This is a genomic window from Methylobacterium sp. DB0501 (genome assembly GCF_011043735.1).
GTDB lineage: Bacteria > Pseudomonadota > Alphaproteobacteria > Rhizobiales > Beijerinckiaceae > Methylobacterium > Methylobacterium alsaeris.
Genome location: NZ_JAAKGV010000015.1, coordinates 25,759 through 46,047, shown reverse-complemented (window position 1 = coordinate 46,047; position 20,289 = coordinate 25,759). Strand labels below are relative to the sequence as shown.

The 20,289-nt window shown below is 71.0% G+C and carries 17 protein-coding genes; 6 read left to right on the top strand and 11 right to left on the bottom strand.

Annotated features, from left to right (window positions below):
• Positions 1 to 6: 6 nt before the first annotated feature.
• Entirely contained in the window at positions 7 to 321 is a 315-nt protein-coding gene (locus tag G4G93_RS21265) for a BrnA antitoxin family protein (RefSeq protein WP_165087180.1), read from the bottom strand.
• A complete protein-coding gene (gene tpiA, locus G4G93_RS21260) occupies positions 318 to 1,079 on the bottom strand; it encodes a triose-phosphate isomerase (RefSeq protein ID WP_165086959.1) in 762 nt (253 codons plus the stop codon). The genes G4G93_RS21265 and tpiA overlap by 4 nt, the downstream gene beginning before the upstream one ends.
• A gap of 168 nt (positions 1,080 to 1,247) precedes the next feature.
• Here tpiA and G4G93_RS21255 point away from each other — a divergent pair, with 168 nt between their 5' ends.
• Positions 1,248 to 3,152 (top strand): SurA N-terminal domain-containing protein, encoded by a 1,905-nt coding sequence (locus G4G93_RS21255; protein WP_165086958.1) that lies wholly within the window; start codon positions 1,248 to 1,250, stop codon positions 3,150 to 3,152.
• A complete protein-coding gene (gene trpE, locus G4G93_RS21250; RefSeq protein ID WP_165086956.1) occupies positions 3,152 to 4,666 on the top strand; it encodes an anthranilate synthase component I in 1,515 nt (504 codons plus the stop codon). The genes G4G93_RS21255 and trpE overlap by 1 nt, the downstream gene beginning before the upstream one ends.
• A gap of 343 nt (positions 4,667 to 5,009) precedes the next feature.
• Here the strand turns inward: trpE and G4G93_RS21245 are convergent, their stop codons facing one another.
• From G4G93_RS21245 to G4G93_RS21225, 5 genes are all read right to left on the bottom strand, one after another.
• Positions 5,010 to 5,213, bottom strand: coding sequence for a hypothetical protein (locus G4G93_RS21245; protein WP_165086955.1), 204 nt, complete (start codon positions 5,211 to 5,213; stop codon positions 5,010 to 5,012).
• Positions 5,214 to 5,471: 258 nt separating this feature from the next.
• On the bottom strand, positions 5,472 to 5,960 hold the full coding sequence (locus G4G93_RS21240) for a GNAT family N-acetyltransferase (protein ID WP_165086953.1): 489 nt from the start codon (positions 5,958 to 5,960) through the stop codon (positions 5,472 to 5,474).
• 91 nt (positions 5,961 to 6,051) lie between these two features.
• Positions 6,052 to 9,153, bottom strand: coding sequence for an efflux RND transporter permease subunit (locus tag G4G93_RS21235; RefSeq protein WP_165086951.1), 3,102 nt, complete (start codon positions 9,151 to 9,153; stop codon positions 6,052 to 6,054).
• A 42-nt stretch (positions 9,154 to 9,195) separates the two neighbouring features.
• The gene (locus tag G4G93_RS21230; protein ID WP_165086949.1) at positions 9,196 to 10,434 is read right to left on the bottom strand and encodes an efflux RND transporter periplasmic adaptor subunit; all 1,239 of its coding nucleotides are present in this window, start codon (positions 10,432 to 10,434) and stop codon (positions 9,196 to 9,198) included.
• On the bottom strand, positions 10,431 to 11,099 hold the full coding sequence (locus tag G4G93_RS21225) for a TetR/AcrR family transcriptional regulator (RefSeq protein WP_312892173.1): 669 nt from the start codon (positions 11,097 to 11,099) through the stop codon (positions 10,431 to 10,433). Before G4G93_RS21225 ends, G4G93_RS21230 begins: the two co-directional genes overlap by 4 nt.
• 151 nt (positions 11,100 to 11,250) lie before the next feature.
• Between G4G93_RS21225 and G4G93_RS21220 the strand changes: the two genes are divergently transcribed.
• Positions 11,251 to 11,430, top strand: a complete 180-nt coding sequence (locus tag G4G93_RS21220; protein ID WP_165086946.1) for a hypothetical protein — start codon at positions 11,251 to 11,253, stop codon at positions 11,428 to 11,430.
• A 323-nt stretch (positions 11,431 to 11,753) separates the two neighbouring features.
• Here the strand turns inward: G4G93_RS21220 and efeB are convergent, their stop codons facing one another.
• Genes efeB through efeU form a run of 3 tightly spaced genes read right to left on the bottom strand, consistent with a single transcriptional unit; the run spans position 11,754 to position 15,011 of the window.
• Positions 11,754 to 13,010, bottom strand: a complete 1,257-nt coding sequence (efeB, locus tag G4G93_RS21215; protein WP_165086944.1) for an iron uptake transporter deferrochelatase/peroxidase subunit — start codon at positions 13,008 to 13,010, stop codon at positions 11,754 to 11,756.
• A 25-nt stretch (positions 13,011 to 13,035) separates the two neighbouring features.
• Positions 13,036 to 14,148, bottom strand: coding sequence for an iron uptake system protein EfeO (efeO, locus tag G4G93_RS21210; protein ID WP_165086942.1), 1,113 nt, complete (start codon positions 14,146 to 14,148; stop codon positions 13,036 to 13,038).
• Positions 14,149 to 14,171: 23 nt separating this feature from the next.
• Positions 14,172 to 15,011: an iron uptake transporter permease EfeU gene (efeU, locus tag G4G93_RS21205; protein WP_165086940.1), complete on the bottom strand. Its 840-nt coding sequence runs from the start codon at positions 15,009 to 15,011 to the stop codon at positions 14,172 to 14,174.
• A gap of 361 nt (positions 15,012 to 15,372) precedes the next feature.
• Here efeU and G4G93_RS21200 point away from each other — a divergent pair, with 361 nt between their 5' ends.
• From G4G93_RS21200 to G4G93_RS21190, 3 genes are all read left to right on the top strand, one after another.
• Positions 15,373 to 16,026: an ABC transporter ATP-binding protein gene (locus tag G4G93_RS21200; protein ID WP_165086939.1), complete on the top strand. Its 654-nt coding sequence runs from the start codon at positions 15,373 to 15,375 to the stop codon at positions 16,024 to 16,026.
• A 106-nt stretch (positions 16,027 to 16,132) separates the two neighbouring features.
• Positions 16,133 to 17,374 carry a capsule biosynthesis protein gene (locus tag G4G93_RS21195; RefSeq protein ID WP_165086937.1) on the top strand — a complete coding sequence of 414 codons (1,242 nt, stop codon included), beginning with the start codon at positions 16,133 to 16,135 and terminating at the stop codon, positions 17,372 to 17,374.
• 93 nt (positions 17,375 to 17,467) lie between these two features.
• Positions 17,468 to 18,694: an MFS transporter gene (locus G4G93_RS21190; RefSeq protein ID WP_165086935.1), complete on the top strand. Its 1,227-nt coding sequence runs from the start codon at positions 17,468 to 17,470 to the stop codon at positions 18,692 to 18,694.
• A gap of 89 nt (positions 18,695 to 18,783) precedes the next feature.
• On the opposite strand, the gene G4G93_RS21185 is transcribed toward G4G93_RS21190, so the two are convergent.
• Positions 18,784 to 20,205, bottom strand: a complete 1,422-nt coding sequence (locus G4G93_RS21185; protein ID WP_165086933.1) for a TAXI family TRAP transporter solute-binding subunit — start codon at positions 20,203 to 20,205, stop codon at positions 18,784 to 18,786.
• Positions 20,206 to 20,289 lie beyond the last annotated feature (84 nt).

Below are 20,289 nucleotides of genomic sequence, written 5' to 3'. Positions count from 1 at the left end.
GCATCTTCAACGGCTTAGCGCTATTTTTGCGCGCCCGGCGGCTTTTTCCCGCCGGTGAACCGTCCCACTCTCCTGCCGCTCGGCCCCATCCGCCTCGTCGAGGTTCTGCGCGAGCGGTCGAATGGCGGACGCCAGCATGGCGTTGATCCGGGTCTGCCATCCGGGGCCGGTCGTCTTGAACGCTTTGACCACCTTCGGATCCGGGCGCGGAGTGACGGAGAGCTTCCGCTTCTCCGTCTCGGGCCTGCCGCCGCGCCTCGGAAGGGCCTGGAAGACCCTGCGGGGTGGAAACGCGGCGCGCGTTCCGGGCGTCCGCCTCAGCGATAGGCCGCCGTGATCCCCAGAAAGTCCTCGGCCTTCAGGCTCGCACCGCCCACGAGCGCCCCGTCGACATCGGCGACCCCCATCAGCTCGGCCGCGTTCGAGGGCTTCACCGAGCCGCCGTAGAGGATCCGCACCTTCGCCCCCTCTGCGCCGAGGCGGCCTTCCAGCTCCTGCCGGATGAGCGCGTGGACCTCGGCGACGTCGTCCACGGTCGGGGTCAGCCCGGTGCCGATCGCCCAGACCGGCTCGTAGGCGATCACCGTGTCGGCGGCCGTGGCGCCGTCGGGCAGCGAGCCGGCGAGCTGGCCGCGCACGATGTCGAGGGTCCGGCCGGCCTCGCGCTCCTCGCGGGTCTCGCCGACGCAGATGATCGCGATCAGGCCGGCGCGGCGGGCGGCGAGCGCCTTGGCGCGGATGTCGGCATCGCTCTCGCGGTGGTAGGCGCGGCGCTCGGAATGGCCGACGATGGTGTAGGCCGCGCCGGCATCGGCCAGCATCTCGGCCGAGACGTTGCCCGTATAGGCCCCGCTCGCCTCGGCATGGACGTCCTGGCCGCCGACCTTGACGGCCGAGCCCTTCAGCGCCGCGGCCGTCGCGGCGACCAGGGTCGCGGGCGGGCAGACCAGCACGTCGATGCGCTGCGCGAGGCCGGCATCGAGGCCGTCGCGGACCGCCTCGGCCACCTTCAGCGAGGCCTGGAGGCCGTTCATCTTCCAGTTTCCCGCCACCAGCGGGCGCGGCCGTTCGGTCGTCATGGATCTCCCCCGATCTTGCACGAGCGTCGCCGGGTAACAGGTCCGCCGCCGGGCGGCAAACGTCCGGGGCGGGCCGCTCTTTGCCTTGCGGCCCTTATGCGGTATCGCGGCCGGAACCGGGCGCCCCCTCGCGGCAGGCGCCCTCACGGGTTTTCTTCGAGGATCGCGATGCTCCAGGGGTTCCGCGCCGCCAGCCAGAGCTGGCTCGGCAAGATCGTGGTGACGGTGGTGTTCGGCCTCCTGATCGCGGGCCTCGCCATCTTCGGCATCGGCGACATCTTCCGCGGGGGCGGCAGCAACGCCGTGGCCACCGTCGGCAGCACGCAGATTCCGGCCGAGGCCCTGCGCAACGCCTACCAGAACCAGCTCCAGCGCCTGTCGCGCCAGAGCCGCCGGCCGATCACGCCGGACCAGGCCAGGGCGCTCGGCCTCGACCGACAGGTCCTGGCCCAGCTCATCACCGAGGCTTCCCTCGACCAGAAGACCAAGGATCTCGGGCTGCGCATCCCCGATTCCGCGGTGGTGCGGCTGATCCAGGAGGAGCCGGCCTTCAAGGGGCCGAACGGCGCCTTCGACGTCAACACCTTCCGCGACACGCTGCGCCAGGCCGGCCTGACCGAGCAGGGCTTCGTGCAGGAGCAGCGCGCCGTCGCGGCCCGCCTCCAGCTCGCCGACGCGATCACCGCCGAGCTGCCGGTGCCGCTGGCCGCCCGCGAGGCGATCCACCGCTACACCTCCGAGCGCCGCGCCGCCGCCTTTTTCACCCTGCCGGACGCCGCCGCCGGCGAGATCCCGGCCCCGACCGAGGAAGAGGTCACGACCTTCTACAACGATCGCAAGAGCGCGTTCCGGGCGCCCGAGTACCGGAGCGTCAACCTGCTCGTCCTCGATCCGGCGACGCTGGCCAAGCCCGACGCCGTGCCCGAGGCCGAGGCCCGCGCCCGCTACGAGAGCGAGCAGTCGAAGTTCGGCACGCCGGAGAAGCGCGCGATCCAGCAGATCGTGTTCCCGAACGACGCCGACGCGCAAGCGGCCCTCGCCCGGATCCGCAGCGGTCAGGCGACCTTCGACCAGATCGCGACCGAGCGCGGCCTCGACGCCAAGGCGCTCGATCTCGGCACCTTCTCGAAATCCGAGCTGTTCGACCCGGCGGTCGCCGACGCGGCCTTCGCGGCCGAAGCGAACACCGTCACCGAGCCGGTGAAGGGGCGGTTCGGCACGGTGCTGCTGCGGGTCACGTCGGTGCAGCCGGCGGCGCGCAAGCCGTTCGAGGACGTGGCCAAGGAGGTCCGGGAGGAGATCGCCCTCGAGAAGGCCCGCGATGGGCTGGAGAAGGTCCACGACGCGATCGAGGACCAGCGCGCGGGTGCCAAGCCGCTCGCCGACATCGCCCGGGAGCAGGGACTGACCCTCGTCACCGTGCCCGCCGTCGATGCGCAGGGCCGCGACCCGCAGGGCAAGGCCGTCGAGGCGATCCCCGACAAGGATGCGACGCTGGCGGCGATCTTCCGCAGCGACATGGGCGCCGACAACGAGGCCCTGCGCACCCGTGCCGGCGGCTACGTCTGGTACGACGTGACCAGGATCGACCCGGCCCACGACAAGCCGCTGGCCGAGGTCCGCGACGCCGTGACGGCGCAGTGGAAGGCGGACGAGGTCTCCCGGCGCCTCGCCGCCAAGGCCCGCGAGGCGACCGAGCGGCTCGACAAGGGCGAGGCGATCGAGGCCGTGGCGAAGTCCTTCGGCCAGGAGGCGAAGACCGTCTCGGATCTCGCCCGCGGCCGCGGGCGCGACGGATTGACCGCCGAGGCCGTCTCCCGGGTCTTCACGACGCCGGTGAACAAGTCGGCCTCCGCCGCCGGCGAGGGCGTCGCCCGGGTGGTGTTCCGGGTCGCCAGCGCCACGGTGCCGGCCTTCGTGCCGACCGACCCCGCGGCGGTCGCGGTCGAGCAGCAGTACCGCACGGCACTCGCCGACGACATCCTGGCCGAGTACATCGCCGACGTGCAGAAGCAGGCCGGCGTCTCCGTCAACGAGGGCGCGTTCCGCCGCGCCATCGGCGGCGAGTACTGATGCTCACCGCCCCCTCCCCCGAGGCCGCGATTGCGGCCTACGAGGCGGGCCGCCCGGTCCTGCTGCGCACCACCCTGGTGGCCGACCTGGAGACCCCGGTCGCCGCCTTCCTGAAGCTGAAGGCGGGTCGCGAGGGTGCCGCCTTCCTGCTCGAATCGGTCGAGGGCGGCGCGGTGCGCGGCCGCTACTCGATGATCGGCCTCGATCCCGACCTGATCTGGCGCTGCGCCGGCGGCCGGGCCGAGCGCGCCGCGGCGCCCGACCTCGCCGCCTTCGCGGCGGAGGAGGCGCGTCCCCTCGACAGCCTGCGGGCCCTGATCGCCGAGAGCGCGATTCCCGCGGAAGCGGGGCTGCCGCCGATGGCGGCGGGCCTGTTCGGCTATCTCGGCTACGACATGGTGCGGGAGATGGAGCGGCTCGACGCCCCCCATCCCGACCCGATCGGGGTGCCGGACGCGATCCTGGTCCGCCCGACCGTGATGGTGATCTTCGACGCGGTGCGCGACGAGATCGCCCTCGTGGCGCCGGTCCGGCCGGTCGCCGGCGTCTCCGCGCGGGCCGCCTACGAGGCCGCCCTGGCGCGGCTCGAGCGTGCCGCCGAGGCGCTGGAGGGTCCGCTGCCGGTCGAGGCGCGGCAGAACCCGGCCGAGATCCCGGCGCCCGCCCAGGTCTCGAACGTCGCCCCCGACGAGTTCCTCGGCATGGTCGCCCGCGCCAAGGAGTACATCGCCGCCGGCGACATCTTCCAGGTGGTGCTGTCGCAGCGATTCGAATCGCCGTTCACCTTGCAGCCGCTGGCGCTCTACCGCGCCCTGCGTCGGGTCAATCCGGCGCCGTTCCTGTGCTACCTCGATTTCGGCGACTTCCAGATCGTCTGCTCGTCGCCGGAGATCCTGGTGCGGGTGCGAGACGGTGCAGTCACCATCCGGCCGATCGCCGGCACCCGCCGCCGCGGCGCGACGCCGGAAGAGGACCGGGCGCTCGCCGACGAGCTGCTCGCCGACCCGAAGGAGCGCTCCGAGCACCTGATGCTGCTCGATCTCGGCCGCAACGACGTCGGCCGCGTCGCCGAGATCGGCAGCGTGCGGGTGACGGATTCGTTCTTCCTCGAATTCTACAGCCAGGTCATGCACATCGTGTCGAACGTCGAGGGCCGCCTCGACCCCCGGCACGACGCGCTCTCGGCGCTGGCGGCGGGCTTTCCCGCCGGCACGGTCTCGGGCGCCCCGAAGGTCCGGGCGATGCAGATCATCGACGAACTGGAGCGCGAGAAGCGCGGGCCCTATGGCGGCTGCATCGGCTATTTCGGTGCCGACGGCCAGATGGATACCTGCATCGTGCTGCGCACCGCCATCGTCAAGGACGGCCGGATGCACGTCCAGGCGGGTGCGGGCATCGTGCATGATTCCGACCCGGCCTCCGAGCAGCAGGAATGCGTCAACAAGGCCAAGGCCCTGTTCCGCGCCGCCGAGGAGGCGGTGCGGTTCGCCGCGCAGGCCCGGCGGGGGCAGTGAGAGCTTGTCCGGCCTGATCGACGGTATTCACACCCTCCTCGTCATTCCGGGGCCGCGCAGCGGAGCCCGGAATTTGGAATCGCGGATGGTTCAGGGCAGAGCGGCTCTCGTTCCGCTTCATCGTCTACCCCTCGAGCTTCCGAGCTCAGTTACGCGGCCCCGGAATGACACGGTGGATTGAATATCCGTAGAGACCAATCAAGCAGGCTCTGATCCCATTTCCGGACGATGACTTCCGGAAATGGGATCATCAGCCCGCGCGGCGTCCGAGCGAAGCCGAAATCCGCATTGCGAAGCAAGAAATTGGATTTCGTATGACAGGGCTGGATCGGGTCTTGCAGGCCTATTTCCGGTTCGTGATCAGGCGGTCGACGTTGCGATTGGCCTCCCGGTTCTCCTGATTTTGCTGCTTGATCTGGTTCTCGGTGTACTTCTGGGACATCTCATCCCGCTTGCCCTGCGGAATGGTGTTCTCGGCGGCGAAGACCGGCGTCACGGACAGCAGGCAGGCGGCGCAGACGGCGGCGGAAATCAGCGGCTTGATCATGGCCTCTTCCTCTTGGTCAGAGACTGAACAACCCACGTGTATTCGGGTAGGTTCCGTTACAATCCGTTCATGATATGGACGTCTTTTAATCTTTTGCTGGTAGATTGAATTGCCGCGCGCCAGAGTTGCACAAGAGACGCTTGCTGAATCGACGAGGCACGATGGTGGCGGATGCGTGTGCCGGTTGACGGATGGTTGCCGTCGGCCCCCCTTCCCGGACGACGCGAGCGCCGAAGGCGGGAGATCCGGGATCCCGCGTCACTCGGGTCTCAGCCGGCGCTCCATGAACACGCTCAGCGGGTCCTCGGCATAGTCCGCGAACGGGCCCCGGCGCACGAAGCCCGTCCTGTCGTAAAGGGCGAGCGCGGCATGACTGACGACACCCGTCTCCAGGCGCAGGACGGCGATTCGGGTGCGATCCGCCTCGGCAATCAGCGTGTCCAGCACGTCGCGGGAGAGGCCCCGTCCCCGCGCGTGTTCCTCGACCCACATCCGCTTGATCTCGGCCCAGTCGCCGTGCGCGACCAGGGCACCGGTGGCGACCGCCCGGCCCTCGGCATCGCGCGCCACGAGGAAGTACACGTCCGCTTCGCGCAATCCCTCGAGGGAGAGGTGATGATTGCTCTCGGCGGGATAGAGCGCGGCCGAAGCCGCCTCGCCGTTTCGGAGCAGGGCGACGACGTCCGGCTGTGCGGGATCCTCGCGCCGAATGGTCGTCACGGTGGCGGGATGGGGCGGCGTGGTCATCGGCGCACCGGCTTCCTTGATCTGTCGATCGGATGTCCTTGCGGCAGCGTCGCGACGTTTCCACGACGACCCAGGCGCGATCAAGCCTCCCCTATTCCGCCGCGGCCGGCCGATGCGCGCCCTCGTGCCCCGGCGGCTCGTCCACCGCACCGACGAACCGCCCGAACAGCCGGCCCATCAGCCGCGAGAGATCGTCCATCAGCAGGAAGATCGCGGGTACGAACAGCAGCGACAGCAGCGTCGAGACGATCAGGCCGGAGATCACGGCGATCGCCATCGGCGAGCGGAACTCGCCGCCGATGCCGAAGGCCATGGCGCTCGGCACCATGCCGGCGGCCATGGCGATCGTCGTCATGACGATCGGGCGGGCGCGCTTGGCGCCGGCCTGGGTGATCGCGGTGACGCGGTCGACGCCGCGGGCCATCTCCTCGACGGCGAAATCGACCAGCATGATGGCGTTCTTGGTCACCACGCCCATCAGCATCAGGATGCCGATCACCACCGGCATCGAGATCGGCCGGTTGAAGATCAGCAGGCCGAGGATCGCCCCGCCGATCGAGAGCGGCAGCGAGAACAGGATGGTGAGGGGCTGGAAGAACGAGGCGAAGAGCAGGATCAGCACGCCCAGCACCATCATCAGGCCGGCGCCCATCGCCAGCGCGAAGCCCTCGAACACCTCGCCCATCACCTCGGCGTCGCCGGTCTGGCGCAGCGAGATGCCGGGCGGCAGGTTGCGGGCGGTGGGGGTGTTCATCGCGAGCTTGATCTGCTCGCCGAGCGCGTCGGAGCCCTGCATGTTGGCCTCCAGCGCCACGCGCACGGCGCGGTCGTAGCGGTCGATCGCGGTCGGGCCGCGGCCGAGGCTGATATCGGCCACCGCCGAGAGCGGCACCGACGCGCCGTTCTTCGCCGGCACCTTCAGGCTCTCGAGCGCCGAGAGGTCGCCGCGCAAGCTCATCGGCAGCTGCACCCGGATCGGGATCTGCCGGTCGGTGGCGTTGAACTTGGCGAGGTTCTGGCCGATGTCGCCGATCGTGCCGACGCGGACCGTCTCGGCGATGGTGTCGGTCGAGACGCCGAGATCGGCGGCGACGCCGGGTTTGGGACGGATGCGGACCTCGGTCCGGTCGAGGGGCGCGGTCGACATCACGTTGACGAGGTTCGGCAGGGCCGCGACCTCGCGCTGCATCCTCTCGGCCACCTCGGTCACCTGGGCGGTGTCGCCGCCGGCGACGATGAGGGTGAAGTCGCGCTGGCCGCCCTCGCGCAGGGACCAGTAGCGCACGTCCGGCTCGTCGCGCATCAGGTCCATGATCGCCGCTTCCACGTCGGCCTGCTTGCGCACGCGGGCGTTCTTCGGCGTCAGGTTGATGGTGAAGGTGGCGAGGCGCACCTCCTTCTTGCCCGGCAACTGGCGGCCGCCATCGACGAAGACCGATTTCACCTCCGGCAGGGTGCGCAGGCGCTGGGCGATCCGGTCGGTGACCGCGATCGTGTCGTCGAGGCGCGCGCCCGGGGGCAGCTCCACGACCATCAGGGTGCGGGCGGCGTCTTCCTTGGGCAGGAAGCCGGCGGGCAGCAGGCTGGTGGACATGATGGAGGCGGCAAACAGCGCCAGGCCGACCACGAGCGTCACGTATTTGTGCCGCACCGACCACAGCACGACGCGGTTGTAGGTCCGCATCACCGGGCCGTCGCGCTCCTCGTGGTGGCCGTGGTCGCGCAGGAAATAGGCCGCCATCATCGGGGTGATGAGGCGGGCCACCAGCAGCGACATGAACACCGCCGCCGCGATGGTGAGGCCGAACTGCTTGAAGTACTGGCCGGCGATGCCGCCCATGAACGAGACCGGCGCGAAGATCGCGATCAGGGTCGCGGTGATCGCGATGACGGCCAGCCCGATCTCGTCGGCGCCTTCGATCGCCGCGCGGTAGGGCGATTTGCCGAGCCGCATGTGGCGGACGATGTTCTCGATCTCCACGATCGCGTCGTCGACCAGGATGCCGGTGACGAGGGTGATGGCCAGGAGGCTCACCGCGTTCAGCGAGAAGCCCATCGCGCTCATCGCCCAGAAGGTCGGGAAGACCGAGAGCGGCAGGGCCACCGCGGCGATGAGCGTCGCGCGCCAGTCGCGCAGGAACAGGAACACCACCAGCACCGCGAGGCCCGCGCCCTCCACCAGGCTGTGCATGGCGGATTCGTAGTTGCCGATGGTGTTGGTGACCGACGAGTCGATCCGGTCGAAATGCACGCCCGGATAGGCCTGTCCCAGCTCCTCGATCTTCTTGACCACCACCTCGCTCACCGAGGCGTCGCTGGCACCGCTCGCCCGCGAGATCGCGAAGGCGACGACGGGCTGGCCGTTGAGGCGGGCGAAGGTGCGCGGCTCCTCGGCGCCGTCGCTCAGGGTCGCGAGGTCGTCGAGCCGCACCTTCCGGCCGCCCGGCAGGACGATCGTGGTCGCCGCGAGGGTGTCGAGGCTGGCCGACGCCGCGAGCGTGCGGATCGACTGCTCCTGGCCGCCGACCTCGGCCCGGCCGCCGGCCATGTCGGCGGAGGTCAGGCGCAACTGCCGGTTCACGTCCGCGGCGGTGATGCCGAGCGCCTGGAGCCGGTCGGGTTTCAGGGTCACCCGGACCTCGCGGGCGACGCCGCCCAGGCGCTCGACGCCGCCGACGCCGCGCAGGCCCTGGATCTGGCGCGCCACCACGTCGTCGACGAACCAGGACAGGTCCTCGGGCGTCATCGCGGGGGCGGACGCGCCGTAGACCATGATCGGCAGGCCGGCGATCTCGACCCGGGCGATGATCGGCTCGTCGATCGTGCGCGGCAGGTTCATCCGGATCTTGGCGATCGCGTCCTTGACGTCGTTGACGGCCCGGTCGGTGTTCACCTCGAGCCGGAACTCGATGGTGGTGGCCGAAGTGCCCTCGGTGATCGCCGAGGTGATGTGCTTGACGCCCTTCACCCCCGCCACCGCGTCCTCGACCCATTTGGTGACCTGGGTCTGCAGCTCGCTCGGCGCCGCGCCGGCCTGCGTCACCGTCACCGAGACGATCGGCACGTCGATATTGGGAAAGCGGGTGATCGGCAGGCCGCGGAAGCTCACGAGGCCGAGCAGCCCGAGCACCAGGAAGAGCACGATCGAGGGGATCGGCTTGCGGATCGCCCAGGCGGAGACGTTCAGGCGCATTGAGCGGACCCGGTCAGGAGAGGAGAGCGAAGGATGAGGGCGTCAGGGACGCCCGGCCTCGGCGGTCGCCGGCAGGGCCGGGTAGATCGGGCGGACCCGGTCGCCGTCGCGCAGGAAGCTGCCGGCGCGCGCCACCACGGCCTCCCCGGCCCTGACCCCGTCGCGGGCCTCGATGAAGCCGCCGGCCGACAGGCCGGTGCGGATCGTGCGCAGCTCGACCCGCTCGCCCGAGACCACCAGTACGGTCGGGCCCGAGGAGCCGTAGACCACCGAGGCCAGCGGCACGGCGACGCCGGTGCGGCGCGCCGCCTCGACGGCGCCGCGGGCGAAGGCGCCGATGCGCAGGCGCGGATCGGATTCGAGCTTGATCCGGACCTTGCCCAGCCGCGTCGCCCGGTCGATCTCCGGATAGACCACCCGGACCTTGCCGGAGACCGTCACCGGCCCGTCCGGCGTGTCGAGGTCGAGGCTCGCGGGGGCGCCGGCGCGCAACCGCGCGAGACCCGTCTCCGGCACCTCGCCCTCGAGCTCGATCTCGCCGCGGGCGATCAGACGAAACAGCGGCTCGGCGGAGGCGCTGGCGGTGGCGCCGACCCGGGCGGTGCGGCGGCTGACGATGCCGCCCTCCGGCGCCCGGATCTCGGTGCGGGCGAGCTTCAGGTCGAGCTCGGCGCGCTGCGCCCGTGCCTGGGCGAGGTCGGCCTGGGCGATGGCGAGGCCGTTGCGGGCGGCCGACAGCCGGCCCTCGGCACCCTTGGCCGCCGATTCGCGCTGCTCCAGCACCGCCGCGGTGGCGTTGCCGGTCTTCGCCAGCGACTGGGCGCGCTCCAGCGACAGGCTCGCCTCGACCTGCGCGGCCTCGGCCTGCACGATGGTGCTGCGCGCCTGCGCGATCGCGCCCTCGGCCCGGGCGATGGCGGCGGCGTTCTGGGCGAGCTGAGTGTCGATCATCTCGCGGGAGAGCCGCGCCAGTACCGCGCCCTTGGCGACCCGGTCGCCCTCCTCCACCAGCAGGTCGGTGATGCGGCAGCCCTCGATCTCCGGCGAGACCAGGATCTCGTCGCGCGGCACCAGGGTGCCGGTGACGACGGCGCGCTCGACGATCTCGCGCTCGGCGGCCACCGCGACGGTGACGGCGGGCGCCGGGGCCGTCGTGGTCACCGGGCCGGCGGAGGGCTGGGTCTCGGCGGCGTGAGCCGGGGCGATCGCGGCAGCGAGGGCGGCCAGAGATCCGGCGAGAGATCCGGCCAAAGATCCGGCAAAGCGACGGGGGCGGGTCATCGGGCGGGTTCCGGATTGGCAAGGGGGCGACCGGCCGGTGCCGTGCCCGTCGGGTCGAAGCGGCCGTCGAGCGCCGCCCCGATCAGCGTCAGCATGGCGTCGATGATCGGGCCGGGGGCGAAATCGGGCGAGAGGGCGCGGCGGACCATGAGGCCGTCGGCCATCACCATGGCGAGGCGGGCGAGCGCCTCCGGGTCGGCGCCGGGCGCCGGCGCCTCGGCCCGCGATCGAGCCTGACGGTAGAGGCCGGACAGCCGCGCCGCGATCTCGCGCTCGAAATCGCGGCAGATCGCCGCCATGGCGGGGTTGCGGGTCGCCTCGGCCCACATCTCGAGGCAGAGCACCGCCTTCTCGGTCGGCGCCTCGGCGAGGTGGCGCCGCGCCAGGGCCGCGAAGGCCGGCATCAGATCGGGGGCGGCCTCGATGCCGGAGAAGTCCTCGGCCACCGCGGCGCGGTCGCGCTCCGCGAGGCCGGCGACGATCGCATCCTTCGAGGGGAAGTAGCGGTAGAGGTTGCCCGGGCTCATGCCCGCCTCCGCGGCCACGTCGTGCATCGTGGCGCGATGGAAGCCGTGCCGAACGAAGCAGGCCTCCGCCGCATCGAGGATGCGGGTGCGGCGCTCCTCGGTCGAATCGAGGCGGGCGGGGGTCGGGCTGGACGGCACGCGGGGTCGCCTTGCGGGATCGTTGTGAGAATGAACGTTCATTCTCTACACCCGAATCGGGTGTTTCTGCAACGTTCGATCCGTCGCAACCCCACCCGACCGGCGTGCGTTGGAAGAGTGGATCTAAGGCTTCAGTGGGAGGACGTGTTTCATGGCCATCTTCCAGGTCAGGCAAGTCGCGACCGGCGCCATTCTCTGGACCGGCGGCGCCGAGAACGAGCAGCAGGCGCTCGACGCGATGGCGCGCGAGGCGGGCTACTCCGATTTCTCGGCGATCCCGGAATCGCTGCGCGGCTCGGGCACCCAGGTCGATCGGCTCAATCTCGGGTGAGCGGGGACGCTTGATCGATCCATACGGACGGAACGCCGGGGTTCGCACCCCGGCTTTCTCGTGTCCGGGAATGGTGGAAGCAATATGGTTAAAGGGTGGTTACGGACGGTCTTCTCACGCGACGTCCGTGACATTTTCGATGTCGCTCCGGGGCCGCGCAGCGGAATCCCGGCGCCGGAACCGCTGACGTTTCAGGACGGGCCCGAGCGCCGATCGGCCGACACTGTGCCCTCAGCGCTCCTGGATCCCGGGTTCTCGCCCTCGGCCAGCCCCGGAACGGAGCCTTGAGGTCTAAGCCGGTTCGAGCGGGCGAGCCCGGCCGCTCACGCCCCCACCAGCAGCCCCTGCCCCAGGAACCCGCCCGCCTCCGGCACACCCGGCAGGGCGTAGAAGTATCCGCCGCCCACCGGCTTGATGTATTCCTCGAGCGGCTCGCCGTTGAGCCGGGCCTGCACCGCCACGAAGCCGGCATCGAGGTCGGACTGGTAGCAGACGAAGAGCAGGCCCATGTCGAGCTGGCCCGACGGGGTGATCCCGGCCGAGTAGTTGTAGCCGCGGCGCAGGATTAGGCTGGACGCCGTCTCGGGCGTGCGCGGGTTGGCGAGCCGGATATGCGCGTCCATCGGCGTGCGGGCGCCGGCGGGATCCGAGGCGTAGTCCGGCAGCGCGTGCTCGTCGGTCTCGCCCAGGGGAGCGCCGCTGTCCTTGTGGCGGCCGAAGATCCGCTCCTGCTCGCGCAAGGGCGTGCGATCCCAGCGCTCGACGAAGTTCCGGATGATCCGCACGACCTGGTAGGAGCCGCCCGCCGCCCAGGCCGGCTCGGGGCTCCCGGCCTGCACCCAGACCTGGCGCCGCATCAGCCCTTCGTCGCCGGCATCGAGGTTGGCGGTGCCGTCCTTGAAGCCGAGGAAGTTGCGCACCGTGTCCTTGCCCTGGCGCTTCACCACCTGTGGCGGCAGCATGCCTTCGAGCTTCCAGCGCAACGAGACGAGGCCCGGGGTGTGGCGGATCACGTCGCGCAAGGCGTGCAGGTTGGTTTCGGCGGTGTTGGCGCAGAATTGCAGCAGCAGGTCGCCGTGGCAGAGCTTGCCGTCGAGGGAATCGTTCGGGAAGCGGTCCATCGGCCGCAGGCGGCGGGGTTTCGCCGCCGCGAGGCCGTAGCGGTCGTCGAACAGGCTGGCGCCGACGCTGAGCGTGGCGGTGAAGTTGTCCGGCAGGACCCGCGGCCCGAGAATGCCCGAATCCGCCGGCGGCAGCCGCGGGTCGAGGGGCGGCACCGGCCCGCCCTCGGCCAGGAAGGCGAAGCGCTCGGTGAGGATGGAGAGTAGCTTGGCGAGCTCGCCGCGATCCTCGGCCAGCACGTCGAGGGCGACGACCAGGCCGGCGGCCGGCTGGGCCGTGACGATGCCGGCCTGGTGCGGGCCGTAGAACGGCTGGCGGTCGAGCGTGCCGTCGCCGGCGGCCGACGGCATCGCATCGGCGGCGCGGGCCTGGTCGATGCCCAGGGCCGCCGCGCCGGTTCCGGCGGCGAGACCCCGCAGCAGGCCGCGACGCGAGGTCGAGAACGGGCAGGAGGTCATGGGGAAAGGGTCATGATGGCGAGCCTCAATCCAGGCCGAGCTTGCCGCGCAGGGTCGAGAGATCCTCGGCCAGCACGGTGATCGGGCCCTTGAGCGCGTTGCGGTCGCGGTCGCTCAGATGGTCGTAGGGTGCGAAGCCCCCGTCCTCGGTCCGGTACTTCGCCAGCAGCGAGTCCACGCGCGAAAAGTTCTTCTCGGTGCGGGCGACGAGGTCGGGATCGCGGGATGCCACCAGGGGGCGCAGCAGGTCGAAGATCTTGCGCGAGCCCTCGATGTTGGCGTGGAAATCCCACAGGTCGGTGCGGCTGTAGCGGTCCTCCTCGCCGGAGATCTTGGTGGCGGCGACCTCCTCGATCAGGCCGGCGGCCCCGCCGACCATCCGCACCGGCGGGATGGTGAGGTCGGCGACGCGCCGCGTCAGCTCGGCGGCGTCGGCGACGAGCCGGTCGGCGTGGACGCCCAGGCCCTCGGTGCTGTTGTCGGCCCACAGCCCCTTCTCGATCCGGTGGAAGCCGATGAATCCCGGATCGGCCTCCTTCTTCTCGAAGTCGTCGGCGCGGACGTCCATGCTCTTGTCGAGGTCGTTGAACAGCGACGCCACCGGCTCGATGCGCTCGTAGTGGCGGCGCGCCGCCGGGTAGAGCGCCTTCGCCTCGGCGATCCGCCCGGCCTTCACGGCCTCGGCGAAGGCCGCGGTCTGCTTCTGGAACGCCTCGGCCTCGCGCATCACGTAGAGCTTGTAGGCGGCGAGCGGGCCGACCAGCGCCATTGGGTCGGGGGCAGCGGCCGCGGCCGTCGCGGCCGCCGTCACCGTGAGCGTGCCCTTCGGGTTGCTGAGGAGCCCGCAGGTCATCGCGTAAGTCCCGGGCTGCAGGGTCGCGGAGAGCGACTGCACGAAGCCCGGAATGATGTTCTCCCGCTCCTCGACGATCATCGTGCCCTGGAGGATCTCCCACTCCAGCGCCCGGCGGCTCTTGTTGCTGATCTTGAACACCGACCTGCCGGCCGGGACCGTGAGGGCGGCCGGCTCGCAGCCCTTGTCGGTCACCGTGACGGCGACGGGCTCGGGCGCCTGGCCCAGGGCGGGCGCGGCGGAGAGAAGGACGATGGCGAGGGCGGCCGGCCGGCGGGCTTTCATCGAGGACGGTCCTTGCGGCGTGATCAGGCGTGACGCGGCTGCGTGGCGGGGACCGGCCGGGCGCCGGCGAGGAAGGCCCACAGGGCCGGGACCAGGAAGCCGAGATAGACCAGCACCTCGCCCCAGGCCGGCGCCTCCTGGTAGCCGAAGATGCCGGTCAGCAGCGTGCCGAGCACCGTGTCGGCGGGCAGGATGGGGCCGAGGTCGAAGGCGGTGGCCTGGAGGTGGTTCCAGAGGCCCGCCTCGTGGAAGGCCTTGAGCGCGCCGGCGAGGAGGCCGGCGGTCACGAACAGGATGAACACCCCGGTCCAGCGGAAGAAGCGGCGCAGGTCGATGCGGACCGCGCCCTTGGCGAGCGCGATGCCGATCACGACCGAGAGCGCGATGCCGAGCACCGCCCCGATCGGAACGCCCCAGCCGACATCCTGCTGTACCGTGGCGAGGAGGAAGAACACCGATTCGAGCCCCTCGCGGCCGACCGCCAGGAAGGCCATCACGGCGAGCGCGAACCCGCCCCTGCCCTTGCCGCCGCGGCCGAGGGCGTGGTCGATGGCGCCGTGCAGCTCGGCCCGCACCGAGCGGGCGGCCTTGCGCATCCAGAACACCATCGTGCACAGCATGAAGGCGGCGAGCAGCGCGATCACGCCCTCGGCCAGCTCTTGCTGCTTCTGCGGAAATTCGGCCCCGATCGCCTGGAGCCCGAGGCCCAGCGCCAGGCAGAGGATGGCCGCCAGCACCACGCCGCCCCAGACCGCCGGCATCCAGGCCCGCCGCCCGGTCTGGACCAGGTAGCCGGCGATGATGCCGACGATCAGGGCCGCCTCGATCCCCTCGCGCAGCATGATGAGGAACGCAATCAGCACGGGCGTCTTTCCGGGCATGGTGGAAGAAGCCGCTCTCTAACTCAAAATCTTGCGAAATCAAAGACGACGATGATTTTGTGTCTTGGGTGTAAACGGTGTTTCTCATCGGTGTATCGTTGAATTTATAATAAATCTAATCTGGTGGATGGGCGCCGTCGTGGCGGTGCGCGCGGCCGGTCCCGGACCGGCAGGCTTCTCAGATTCGCCGCTTTTTCCGCCTACGGGAGAGCCTGCCGGCCGCCGCGGCCGGCCTCGTTAACCGTGCGGATGCCGGCTCGGCGCATGATCGGACTGGCCTTCCGGCCCGCCCGTCGCCCGCCCGGACGGCGGACGCACCCCCTTCGAGCGTGCTTTCCCGCCGATGATCCGCCTCGACAACGTCACCAAGATCTACAAGACGGACGGATACCGTCGCACCATCCTCGATCAGGCGTCGATGACCCTGAAGCCCGGGGTGAGCTACGGCATCCTCGGGATCAACGGCGCCGGCAAGTCGACCACGCTGCGGCTCCTGGCCGGCTGCGAGATGCCGACGAAGGGCCGCGTGATCCGCACCACCCGGATCTCCTGGCCCCTCGGCTTCGCGGGCGGCTTCCATCCGCTGATGACGGGCCGGGAGAACGTGATCTTCGTCGCCCGCATCCACGGCGAGGATCCGCGCCGGGTGCTGGCCTTCGTGGAGGATTTCGCGGAGCTCGGCGACTACATCAACGTGCCGATCCGCAACTACTCGTCCGGCATGGGCGCCCGGCTCGCCTTCGGCATGAGCATGGCGATCCCGTTCGACTGCTACATCGTCGACGAGATCACCGGCGTCGGCGACGCGCGCTTCGCGAAGCGCTGCGAGGAGGTGTGGAGCAAGCGGCGGCAGAATGCCGACATCATCATGTGCTCGCACTCGATGGAGACGATCCGGGACTACGCCCAGCAGGGGATCGTGCTGGCGAACGGCCGCGCGGTGATCTATCCGGACGTCAACGACGCGATCGAAGTGTACCAGCGCCTCAACCAGTGAGCGCCGCGCCGACCCGCTTCGCCGTCTCCGCCCTCGGTTCTCCCGTCCTCCCCGCCGGCCGGCGCCCCTGGCGCCCCGGCCCCGCCCGCAGCCGGAATCTCCCGTCATGACGATCGACGCCCGCAATCCGGAAGGCAAGGCGCTCAGCCCCGCCGACCGCTCCCGGATGATCGGCGAGGCCCTGCGGCAGGCGGCGCGGGTCTCGCGCTTCTCGAACCCGAACAAGAGCACCATCCGGACGATCCGGGCGCATCGCCGCCGGGACATCGTCACGCCGCTCCTGTTCCTGTTCCTGTTCGTGCTCCCGGCGGTCGGCAGCACCCTCTTCTTCGGCCTGTACCTCTCGGACCGCTACGTGACCGAGGCGCGGTTCGCCCTGCGGCCGGCGATCGGCGGGGCCGAGAAGGCGACGCCCGATTCGGTCGGCACCACCGCGAGCATCCCGGCCCAGATGATCGCCCAGGATTCGATGATCGTCGGCGAGTACATCAAGAGCCGCACGATGATCGAGACGCTGGAGCGCACGCTGCCGCTGCGCCAGATGTTCTCGCGCGACGACATCGACCATTATTCCCGGTTCGATCCCGAGAAGCCGATCGAGAAGCTGGTCCGCTACTGGGGCGACCGGGTCAAGGTCAGCGTCGAATCGTCAGGCCTGATCGAGATCGCGGTCAACGCCTTCGACCCGGACGATTCGGTGAAGCTGAGCCGGGCGGTGCTGGCCGAGAGCGAGCGGCTGGTCAACCAGCTCACCGAGCGCGCCCGCACCGACGCCCTGGCCGAGAGCGAGCGCGAGATGAAGCGCGCCGAGGCGCGGCTGACCAAGCTGCACCTCGCGGTGCGCGACCTGCGCAACCGCGACGGCGTGCTCGACGCCCAGAAGTCCAACGACGCCAACCTGAAGATGATCGCCGAGATCCGCACCCAGCGGATCGGCCTCGCAGTCAAGCTCAGCCTGCTCCAGCGCGACCTGCGCGACGACAGCCGCAGCATCCAGGACCTGAAGGCGCAGATCGCGCAGCTCGACGACACGATCAGCCGCATCGAGCGCGAATCAGCCAACCAGGATCCGGAGCAGCGCCGCGTCCTCTCGGCCACGCTCACTAAGTTCGAGGAGCTCGACGCCGAGCGCAAGACAGCCGAGAAATACTACGCCGCGACCATCGCCGCGCGGGAACGCTCGCGGATGATCGCCGACCGGCAGATCGAGTTCTTCAGCATGATCGTCGAGCCGGTGCGGGCGGAATCGGCGCAGCAGCCGCGGCGCATGCTCTTCATCGCCATCTCGATCGCCGTCTCGGCCCTGGCCTTCGGCCTCTCGGTGCTGATCCGCAAGGCTCTCGCCTAACGGGCGACGGCCCGACCCTCGTTGCCTCCGCCGCCCGGCGGGCCCCTTTTCCCAGCATCCCGCCGCACCGGTCCGGCGGGGCACGGACCGACCATGCTCTCCCCTGCCCCGTCCGGCTGGACGCTCTTTCGCAACCGCGACTTCCGGCTGTTCGGCGGCGCCCGCTTCCTCACCGGCCTCGCCTACCAGATGCAGGCGGTGGCGGTGGGCTGGTTCGTCTACGACCTCACCCGCAGCGCCCTGGCGCTCGGCCTCGTCGGGCTGGCGAGCTTCGCGCCGGCGATGCTCGGGGCGCTGGTTACCGGCCACGTCGCCGACACCTACGACCGGCGCCGGATCGCGGCGCTCGCCTACGGGCTCCTGGCGCTCGCCGGCCTCGGCCTGATGGGGCTCGCCGCCTCCCATGCCGCGCCGGTCTGGCCGGTCTACGCCCTGATGGTGCTCGTCGGCACCGCCCGCGCCTTCGCCAACCCGGCGAGCCAGGCGCTGCTGCCGACCCTGGTGCCGCGCGAGCAGTTCGGCAGCGCCATCGCGCTCAACTCCTCCCTGTGGCAGAGCGCGTCCGTCACCGGCCCGGCCTTCGGCGGCCTGCTCTACGCATTGGGGCCGGCGGTGGTGTTCGGTCTCGCGGCCGCCTGCTTCGGGCTCGCGGCGATCAGCATCATCGGCATCCGGCCGCGGCCTTCCGCCGTCACGACCCGGCCGGCGGTGACCTGGAGCACCCTGCTCGCCGGCCTCACCTATATCCGCTCGCAGCCGGTGGTTCTCGGTGCCATCACCCTCGACCTCGTGGCGGTGCTGCTCGGCGGCGCCACCGCTTTGCTACCCATCTTCGCCCAGGAGGTGCTGTTCGTCGGCCCCCTCGGCCTCGGGCTCCTGCGCAGCATGCCGGCCCTCGGCTCGGTCGCGACCGCGATCTTTCTCGCCCAGCGCCCCCTCACCCGCGGGGTCGGGCCGCGGCTCCTGATCGCCGTCGGGGTGTTCGGCCTCGCTACGGTGGGGTTCGGCCTCTCGACGTCGCTGCCGCTGTCGATGGCCTGCCTGTTCGTCACGGGTGCGGCCGACATGGTCAGCGTCTATGTCCGCCAGAGCCTCGTCCAGGGCGAGACCCCGGACGCGATGCGCGGCCGGGTCGCGGCGGTCAACACCGTGTTCATCGGCGCCTCGAACGAGCTCGGCGAGTTCGAATCCGGCACGCTCGCCGCTTTCATCGGGGCGGTGCCGGCGGTGGTGGTGGGCGGCGTGGCGACGCTGGCGGTGGCGGCCCTGTGGGGCCGGCTGTTCCCGGCGCTGCGGCGGCGGGACCACCTCATCACGTGAGAGCCGGCGCCGGAGCCGGCGTCTCGAACCTGACTCGCCCAAGACCAGCCGGGGGGCCGCCTGAGGACCCTTCGGCAGCCTTTCGAAGGTCAGGCTCCGCTCACCGGTTGCAACGACAGCACCCGCCCCGCCCGCTCCCGCACCGGCACCCCGTCCCGCCGGCAATCCGCCACCGCCGCGCGGGCGGCATCGACCGCCAGGATCAGCGCGCTCATCGTGCGGACATCGGTGTCGTGGGCGCGGGCATGGCGCACGACGTCGATGACGAGGCCGTCGATCTCCACTGCCAGGGCCTCGAGGGCGGCCGGGTCCTGGGTGCCCCGCGCCTCGATCAGGATGGCGAGCAGCCGGTCGAGCACGGCGTCGATGCGGGCGCGCTGCTCGCGGGCGAGGCGCTGGCCGAGCCAGGCCACCGCCGAGCCGAGGCCGCCGCCGAAGAACGCCACCAGGTAGACCCAGTCCTCGTAGCGCTGCAGGAAGGTCTGCTGCTCGCGTTCGTAATAGTCGACCGCGCCGGGATGGATCGGCAGGCGGGCGCTCGTCGCCTCGGCGGCGCTGTCGAAATCGGGCGCCTTCATCAGGTTGGCGGTCGGGGTCATCGCGGCAAGGCGCGAGCGCAGCTCGAACAGGTGCTGCGTGACGCTGGCGGCGGTCTCGCGGCCCAACGACGCGCGGGCCATCAGCCGGTAGGACGCGCCGACCGTCTTCACGTCCTCGTCCGGCCGCTTCGGGCGCCCGCCGAAGGTGCCGGCCGCGATGGTGACGGCCTGCAACTCGGGCAGGCGCTGGACGATCGCCTCGCCGTCGGGAATCGCCACGATCGTCGCGCCGTGGCCGGGCGAGGCGGCCTCCACCGCCTGCACCACCCGGGCGGCGGACTTGTCGGAGGGGGCGGCGATCACGGCGGCGGCGTCGATCCGGTGCTCGGCCAAGGCCGCCGCCACCTCGGAGGCCCGCATCGGCACCAGGGCGACGCTGCCGGCGGCGGCGGGCAGCGCGCCGCCGGGATCGGCCGGGGCCGGCGCGGCGCCGGCTGGCGCCGGGGTCAGGGCGTAATAGGCGAGCAGGCTCGCGACCAGCGGTTGGTCGGCGCCGTGATGGGCGACGAGGCCGAGCCGCTTGCCGGCGAGGTCGGAAAAGGCCTGGATGCCCGAATCCGGGGGCGCGGCGACCACCAGCGCCTCGTCGTGCAGGACCGCCAGGGTCAGCCCGTTCTCGGGGAGACGCACGTCGGGCCGCACCACCGCGAGGTCGACGCGGCCGGCCTGCAGGGCCGCGGCGCTGTCGCGCACGTCGTCGTAGTGCACGACCGTGAGGCGTATATCCTCGCGGGCGCGGGCGAGCGCGTCGGCATAGGCCTGGATCAGGTGGGATTCCACCCGGTCCCGCGGGCCGACCGCGACCCGCAGGGTCGTCGGCTGCGACAGGTAGAGCACGGCACCGGCCACCGCCCCGAGGGCGAGGGCCACCAGGAGGAAGAAGGATTCACGCTTGTGGAGAAACGCCGGCATCACCCCTCGCATGGGCCCGGGGCGGACGCCCCTGCCGGGACGGCGACGCTCCCGGAGGGGACCGATGAACCCGGCCGCGATGGC